The organism is Streptomyces sporangiiformans (genome assembly GCF_005768555.2).
In the GTDB taxonomy this organism is placed as follows: domain Bacteria; phylum Actinomycetota; class Actinomycetes; order Streptomycetales; family Streptomycetaceae; genus Streptomyces; species Streptomyces sporangiiformans.
In genome coordinates this window covers 1-886 of record NZ_VCHX02000217.1, presented here as the reverse complement: position 1 = coordinate 886, position 886 = coordinate 1, and the positions used below count along the sequence as shown (strand labels likewise).

Genomic DNA, 886 nt, shown 5'->3' with positions numbered 1-886 from the left:
AGAGGCCCTAACAAAGCCGTTGGACGTGGCGGTGGGTGATCAGGCAGATGGCGAGGCCGAGGAAGGCTTCGTGGATGTCGTCGCGTCTCTCCCAGCGGATGCGCAGGCGGCGGAAGCCGTGCAGCCAGGAGATGGTGCGTTCGACGACCCAGCGGAAGGTGCCCAGGCCGGTGCCGTGCGGCTGGCCGCGTTCCGCGATCGCCGGGCGGATGCCTCGCTCGCGCAGGAGTCGGCGGTACTTGTCGTGGTCGTAGCCGCGGTCCGCGAAGAGTGTGTCGGGCCGCCGACGTGGCCTGCCGACGGCCCCGGCCACGGCCGGAACCTTGTCGAGCAGGGGCAGGAGTTGAGTGACGTCGTTACGGTTTCCGCCGGTCAGCGACACCGCGAGCGGGATGCCCTGTCCGTCGGTGAGGACGTGGTGCTTGCTGCCCGGACGTGCGCGGTCGACCGGGCTGGGTCCGCTTTTGGGCCCCGGCGGGCGGCCCGGACGTGGGAGGAGTCGATCACCGCCCTCGCCCAGTCCAGCTGATTCTTCGACCGCAGCTTCTTCAGCAGGAGCGCATGCAGTTGGTCCCAGACGCCGGCCTCGTTCCAGGCCGCCAGGCGCCGCCAGCACGTCATGCCCGAGCCGAAGCCCAGCTCCTGGGGCAGGTACTCCCACTGGATGCCGGTGTGCAGCACGAACAGGATCCCGCACAGGGCCTGCCGGTCCGGCACTCTTGGTCGGCCCTCCACCAATTTCGGGCCTGGCTCGGGCAGTAACGGCTCGATGAGCGACCACAGTTCATCCGAGACGATCCACGGCCGCGACTGTCTCTTCCTCACGACCAGACCAACGAGCAGACAAGCCCACGGTCACAAGATCAAAGCTTTTGTTAGAGCCAGT

General features: G+C 67.9%; 1 protein-coding gene. It reads right to left on the bottom strand.

Annotated elements, in window-relative coordinates:
• Positions 1-7: 7 nt before the first annotated feature.
• A protein-coding gene (locus FGD71_RS34960) for an IS5 family transposase (RefSeq protein ID WP_420878379.1) occupies positions 8-825 on the bottom strand; the annotation gives its coding sequence in 2 pieces (ribosomal slippage) (positions 8-480 and positions 480-825; 819 coding nt in all).
• Positions 826-886: the final 61 nt, after the last annotated feature.